At 59.3% G+C, this 5,933-nt stretch carries 4 protein-coding genes and 1 tRNA gene; 1 reads left to right on the top strand and 4 read right to left on the bottom strand.

Annotation, left to right across the window (positions count from 1 at the left end; genetic code table 11):
* Nucleotides 1-152 precede the first annotated feature (152 nt).
* The 3 genes from IAE33_RS24255 to phnN form a co-directional block, all read right to left on the bottom strand.
* Nucleotides 153-2,369: a TonB-dependent siderophore receptor gene (locus IAE33_RS24255; protein WP_201165740.1), complete on the bottom strand. Its 2,217-nt coding sequence runs from the start codon at nt 2,367-2,369 to the stop codon at nt 153-155.
* Between the two features lie 207 nt (nt 2,370-2,576).
* Nucleotides 2,577-2,653, bottom strand: a tRNA-Arg gene (locus IAE33_RS24250).
* 110 nt (nt 2,654-2,763) lie between these two features.
* The gene (gene phnN / locus IAE33_RS24245) at nt 2,764-3,357 is read right to left on the bottom strand and encodes a phosphonate metabolism protein/1,5-bisphosphokinase (PRPP-forming) PhnN (RefSeq protein WP_201165738.1); all 594 of its coding nucleotides are present in this window, start codon (nt 3,355-3,357) and stop codon (nt 2,764-2,766) included.
* Between the two features lie 345 nt (nt 3,358-3,702).
* Between phnN and IAE33_RS24240 the strand changes: the two genes are divergently transcribed.
* Nucleotides 3,703-4,029: an Arc family DNA-binding protein gene (locus tag IAE33_RS24240; RefSeq protein WP_003254499.1), complete on the top strand. Its 327-nt coding sequence runs from the start codon at nt 3,703-3,705 to the stop codon at nt 4,027-4,029.
* A gap of 63 nt (nt 4,030-4,092) precedes the next feature.
* On the opposite strand, the gene mgtE is transcribed toward IAE33_RS24240, so the two are convergent.
* Complete coding sequence (gene mgtE / locus IAE33_RS24235; RefSeq protein WP_201165736.1) at nt 4,093-5,535, bottom strand: magnesium transporter; 1,443 nt, start codon at nt 5,533-5,535, stop codon at nt 4,093-4,095.
* Nucleotides 5,536-5,933 lie beyond the last annotated feature (398 nt).

The raw sequence follows: 5,933 nt of genomic DNA, 5'->3' as shown, positions 1-5,933 counted from the left end.
GTGTTCGCGGCTGAAGCCGCTCCCACAAGGTGAATTGCGCCAGCATTCAGATTTTGTGGAAGACAGTTGATCCCACAGTATGGACTGCCCCACAAAAGGTTTACGGGAGCGAACAATACTGCGATGGGCCGCCAGGCGGCCCCGGTAACCGCTTACAACCGCCAGTCCAGACTCACCATCATCGTCCGCGGCTCCCCCTGATAAACCCCGTTATAGAACCCCACGTTGTTGTAATAATGCTCATCGAACAGGTTCTTCACGTTGAAAGAAGCCGCCAGGTGCTCATCGATCTGGTAGCGAGCCATCAACCCCACCACTGAAAAGGCCTTCTGCCCAATCTTGTCCCGGGTGGTAACAACCCTGCCCCCCTCACGACCGACCGGGCGGTTACCCATGCGGAAGTTATCGCTCTGCCAGTCCAGGCTCGCCCCCACCGTCAAGGCAGGCGTCATTTTGTAAGTGCTGGAGAAGCGCACCAGGTTCAGAGGCTGCTCGGTATTCTTGCGCTTTTTCTCCGCCGTGGCGGCATGGGTATAGCTGTAGCCCAGGCTCATCTGCCAATCGGTCATCACCTCGCCTGCCACCTCGGCCTCGAACCCTTCCACGACGATGCCTTTACCGCCGCTTTTGTAAAAAATTTCGTCGCCATCAGGCGGCACGGAGTCATCTTGCTCGGCCACGTTGTCCTGCTTGCTGCGGAACACCGCCGTGCTCAGGTTAAGCCGCTCTTCGAACAGGCTCCCCTTCAGCCCGACCTCGTACACCTTGCCCACCACCGGTTCGATGTACTGCTTGTTGACGTCCCTCACCGTCTGCGGGTTGAAAATATCGGTGTAGCTTGCGTATAGGGTGAATTGTTCGGTCAGGTCGAAGAGCACACCGGCGTAGGGGGTCCATTGGTCGTTCTGCGTCTGCTTGCTGGTGGATTGCTCGCTGACATTCAGGGCGTCGTCGTAGGACCAGTCCCGGCGCTGGGTTTCCCAACTGCCGTAGCGGCTACCCAATACGAAATGCAGGCGGTCTGAGGGGTTCAGCCGCGTGGCGATGTAGCCGGCCTTCTGCCGGGTATAGGAACGCCCACCGTCCAGGCCGCTATCGATGTCCTGGAATTTGGGGATCGCCCCCATGTACTTCCAGTCACGGATCCGGTCATAGCCTTCAGGCACAGGCAGGTCGACGAAGTAAGGGTCGCTGTTGCGCCGCTTCGACTCCCCGTAGCCGATCATGAAATCATGGCTGCGACCGAACAGCTGGAAGGGGCCGGCGAGGTTGAAATCGACCGCGTCCATTTTCTCCTGCCCGCCAAAATGCGAGTACCAGGCGCGCATGCCGCTGCGGTCTGCCTCGGGGAAACCATTGCCGCCATAGTAGACCTTGCCATCACTGTCGGTCTGCCGATGGGTGTAGGCCAGCTTCATGGACCAGTCGTTGGCCAGGCGTTGATCCAGGGTGGCGAACACCGTCTGGTCTTTCAACGGCCAGGAAGACCATGGCGCGGTGAGGTTGGTCGACCTGGGAAGCTTGGCCTTGCTGCCATCGGCATTCCAGAACGGCACGGTGCCCCACGAGGAACCTTGCACATGCTTGTTCTGGTAGTCGTAGCCCAGCGCCAGCACGGTGCTGTCGGTCAGGTCGGCTTCAAGCACGCCATAGGCAACCTCCCGCTGGGTGGCGTACTTGTCCATGAACGATTTGTTGTCGCGATAGGCCAGCACCGTGCGCCCGCGCAAACGGCCGTCCCAGCCCAATGGGCCGCCGGCATCCAAGTAGCTGTAGTAGTTGTCATGGCTGCCGGCACTGACGCCACTGCTGACGGCCAACTGATGGGTCGGGCGCTTGCGCACCATGGCAATCGTGCCCGAAGGATCGCCCGCGCCTGTGGTCAGGCCGGTGGCACCCCGCACCACCTCGATTCGGTCGTAGATGATGGTGTCCGAGTCGGACTTGAGCCCAGAGAACGTGTTGAGCATGCCATCGATCTGGAAATTGTTGATCGCGTAGCCACGCGAGTAATAGCTCGGGCGCTCCGAGTCATTGCGCTGAACCGTGACACCCGTGACGTGGGCCAGCGCCTCCGAAAGCGTATTGAGCTGAAAGTCATCCAGCTGCTGGCGAGATATCACCGATACAGACTGTGGGGTTTCCTTGACCGAGAGGTTCAGGCGGGTCGCTGCACTCATGCTGCCAGTGGTGTAGGAACCGCTGTTCTCGGTGGTACTGCCCAGGCTGGTGGCGACCACGTCAGTGGAGCCAAGCTCCATCACAGCACCTTTGGCCTTACCCTCCTCCTCCGCCAGGGGCAAGGGGCTGAAAACGTAGGCGCAGAGGCCCAGGGCGAACGTCATGGTGGGGTTGATGGACGTGGGCATGGCGGGCTGACTCCTTGTGCAGGTAAAAATCCTGCGGGGGAATCTACATGACAATCAATAACTAATGCTAATCAATCTCATTATTGATATTGGTTTTTTGCGGGGTTTAAGCCTCGACAGAATCGAGAACGCGCCCGGAGAGCGAGATTTTTGGGGATGGTTATGAGTAGTGCTGGAACTTGCGAGGCGTGCAGTGCACGTGAGAAATGGCGTCCCAGGCAGGAATTGAACCTGCAACCTTCCCCTTAGGAGGGGGATGCTCTATCCAATTGAGCTACTGAGACGCAGCGGCCGGCAGCAGGCGCTGCACAGCGGAACGGCGAGCATGTTAACCAGCATGCCCGGGTTTGTCATGTGCTGAGCAGGGTTTTTCGCGTAATCCTTTTCTGCCGCGTCATTCACGCAGCACAACCCCTTCCTGGTGAAGCAGTTCGAACAGGGCGCCGACGGCGGCCTGCAGGGTGGTCGAATTGTCAAGTATGCGCACGCTCGGGTCGTAAGTGGACTGCAGGCCGGCATTGCGAGCCAGGCGCTGCTCCACCTCCTCCAACGTTTCGCGACCGCGTGCCAACAAGCGCTGGCGCAGCACGTCAGGCCGCACATCCACCCGTATCGCAAGCAGGTCGGGGTAACGCTGACGCGCCTGTGGCAGGTAGGCCCGCGAGCCATTCACCAGCACGGAGATACCGTTTGCCAACCAGTCATCCACCTGGCGGGGTATGCCGTAGCCCAGCCCATTGGCTTGCCAGTGCATGGCAAAAGCGCCCTCCTCGCGTAGCGTGGCGAACTGCGCAGGTGTTACACCGATGGCGGCCTCACCCTTCGATTCGGCAGAGCGGGTGATGATTCGGCGGGCAACCTGAACCCCCGCCGCCGCAAGACGGTCCCGGGCGGCGTCGATCAGGGAATCTTTCCCGGCACCTGAGGGTCCCATGAGTAGTATCAATTTGCCGGTGCATGAAGGGGTACCGCTTGCGTCATGGTGCATAGTCACTATGCTCTTGAGTAGGAAGCCGGCGCATTTGAGGGTTTTTCCAAGCTGTTTTGCTGGGTTTTGCTACGAATCAATGGCACAAGCCTGACGTTCGTGAACAGGCGTAAATGTGAAACTTTTCGAACCAGTGCTCATTTCTGATAATTGGTACTGGCAAAAAGCCTTTACCCGGCTCACTATTTGTCACAGAATTGACGCCAAGGAAACGGCGGTATTGAGGCAATATGTGCGTCCATTTTCACTGCCGGTTGAACATTTTGTCGTTGCTACGGTCTTATTTCCACCCCGCGCGGCCAATTTGAGAACCGCTTCCCCTGAACCAAAATCTGGTCAACTTATATGCGCCCAATGAAACAGGCTATTTATTCGAGCCGCACTGCTGACAAGTTCGTCGTCCGCCTGCCAGACGGGATGCGTGAGCGCATTGCCGAGGTAGCACGCAACCACCACCGCAGCATGAACTCGGAAATCATCGCACGCCTGGAGCAGAGCCTCATCCAGGAGGGTGCGCTCGGTGATGAGTTGAGCATGCGCCTGGACAGCCCAGAGCTGTCGCTGCACGAGCGTGAGCTGCTGCAACGCTTCCGCCAACTGTCGCACCGCCAGCAGAATGCACTCGTGGCCCTCATCGCTCACGATGTGGAAATGGCAGCAGACGCCTCCTGAGTTTTTCAGGCCCACAAAAAAGCCAGCGAAAGCTGGCTTTTTTGTGGGCGCGGTGTGTAGTGCCTACAGCAGGAACACCGTGGCAAGGCCCAGGAAGATGAAGAAACCACCACTGTCGGTCACGGCGGTGATCATTACACTGGAGCCCATGGCAGGGTCCCGCCCCAGGCGGGTCAGGGTCATGGGGATGAGCACACCCATCAATGCGGCCAGCAGCAGGTTCAGCGTCATCGCGGCCGTCATCACCAAGCCCAGCGACCAGCTGCCGTACAGCCAGAACGCGACAGCGCCGATTACCCCGCCCCAGATCAAGCCATTGAGCAGCGACACCGCCAGCTCCTTGCGCATCAACCGGCTGGTATTGCCCGGCGATACCTGGTCCAGCGCCATGGCGCGGACAATCATGGTAATGGTCTGGTTGCCAGAGTTGCCGCCGATCCCTGCAACGATCGGCATCAGTGCAGCCAACGCCACCAACTTCTCGATGGAGCCTTCGAACAGGCCAATGACCCGCGAGGCGACAAAAGCGGTAATCAGGTTGATGGCCAGCCAGGCCCAGCGGTTGCGCAGCGAACGCCACACCGAAGCGAAGATGTCTTCTTCTTCGCGCAGGCCGGCCATGTTCAGCACTTCGCTTTCGCTCTCTTCGCGAATGAGGTCGACCATTTCGTCAATGGTCAAACGGCCGATCAGGCGCCCGGCCTTGTCCACCACCGGCGCCGATACCAGGTCGTAACGCTCGAACGCCTGAGCCGCATCGTAGGCGTCTTCCTCAGGGTGGAACGACACAGGGTCGGTAGCCATCACATCGGCCACCCTCTTGTCCGGGTCGTTGACCAGCAGGCGCTTGATGGGCAATACGCCCTTGAGGATACCGTCGTTATCCACCACGAACAGTTTGTCGGTGTGGTTGGGCAGCTCCTTCAGGCGGCGCAGGTAACGCAGTACAACCTCGAGCGTGACGTCTTCGCGGATGGTGACCATCTCGAAGTCCATCAGTGCACCGACTTGCTCCTCGTCGTAGCTCAGCGCCGAGCGCACACGCTCACGCTGCTGGGCATCGAGGGTTTCCATCAGCTCATGGACGACGTCACGGGGCAATTCAGGGGCAAGGTCGGCCAGTTCGTCGGCATCCATGTCCTTGGCCGCGGCGAGCAGCTCGTGGTCGTCCATGTCGGCGATCAGCGACTGGCGAACGGCGTCGGACACCTCCAGCAGAATGTCGCCATCGCGATCCGAGCGCACCAGCTGCCAGACCGTCAGGCGGTCTTCCAAGGGCAAGGCTTCGAGGATGTAGGCGACGTCGGCGGGGTGCAGGTCATCGAGTTTGCGTTGCAGCTCGACGAGGTTCTGGCGATGGACCAGGTTTTCGACCAGGTCGTTGTGCGCGCCTTCCTGACGGTGGGTGAGGTCTTCGACCAGGCGCTGACGCTGCAGCAGCTCGACAACCTGAGCCAGGCGGTCCTGCAGGCTGTCTTGAGTTTTCTTTACTTCTACTTCGGTCATAGGCGAACTCCACTCCCAGCAGCGGAGCACGCCGGGGGAATCAATCGATTGGATCTAGCGGTATGAAAACGGTTGGTAAGTGACTACTGGGTAAGTCCATGGTGGTTTTCCACAAGCCCCGGCGGGGCTGAAGGGCGCAATCATACACGGGTCGCGGCGCTAGATCGCTTAAATTTTTGGGCAGAACAATCGTTTGCGCGATAGAGATGGGACAACACTCGAAGCCTTCCGTGCCACAGATAATCCTGAGCAGGAAAGCACAAGCATGTGACGGATGCAGGCGCGGCATTAACAATCGCGCACAAACAAAAAGCCCGCTCATATGAGCGGGCTTTCTGTATTGGGTATGGCGGACTCAGCAGGATTCGAACCTGCGACCGCTCGGTTCGTAGCCGAGT

This window comes from Pseudomonas sp. S60 (genome assembly GCF_016647865.1).
Taxonomy (GTDB): Bacteria; Pseudomonadota; Gammaproteobacteria; order Pseudomonadales; family Pseudomonadaceae; genus Aquipseudomonas; species Aquipseudomonas parafulva.
This window is presented reverse-complemented; position numbering and strand designations above follow the sequence as displayed.

Excerpts from the sequence above, each read along its gene's own strand:
- IAE33_RS24255 (WP_201165740.1), bottom strand. The coding sequence starts at position 2,369 with ATGCCCACGTCCATCAACCCCACCATGACGTTCGCCCTGGGCCTCTGC.
- phnN (WP_201165738.1), bottom strand. The coding sequence starts at position 3,357 with ATGCACCATGACGCAAGCGGTACCCCTTCATGCACCGGCAAATTGATA.
- IAE33_RS24240 (WP_003254499.1), top strand. The coding sequence starts at position 3,703 with ATGCGCCCAATGAAACAGGCTATTTATTCGAGCCGCACTGCTGACAAG.
- mgtE (WP_201165736.1), bottom strand. The coding sequence starts at position 5,535 with ATGACCGAAGTAGAAGTAAAGAAAACTCAAGACAGCCTGCAGGACCGC.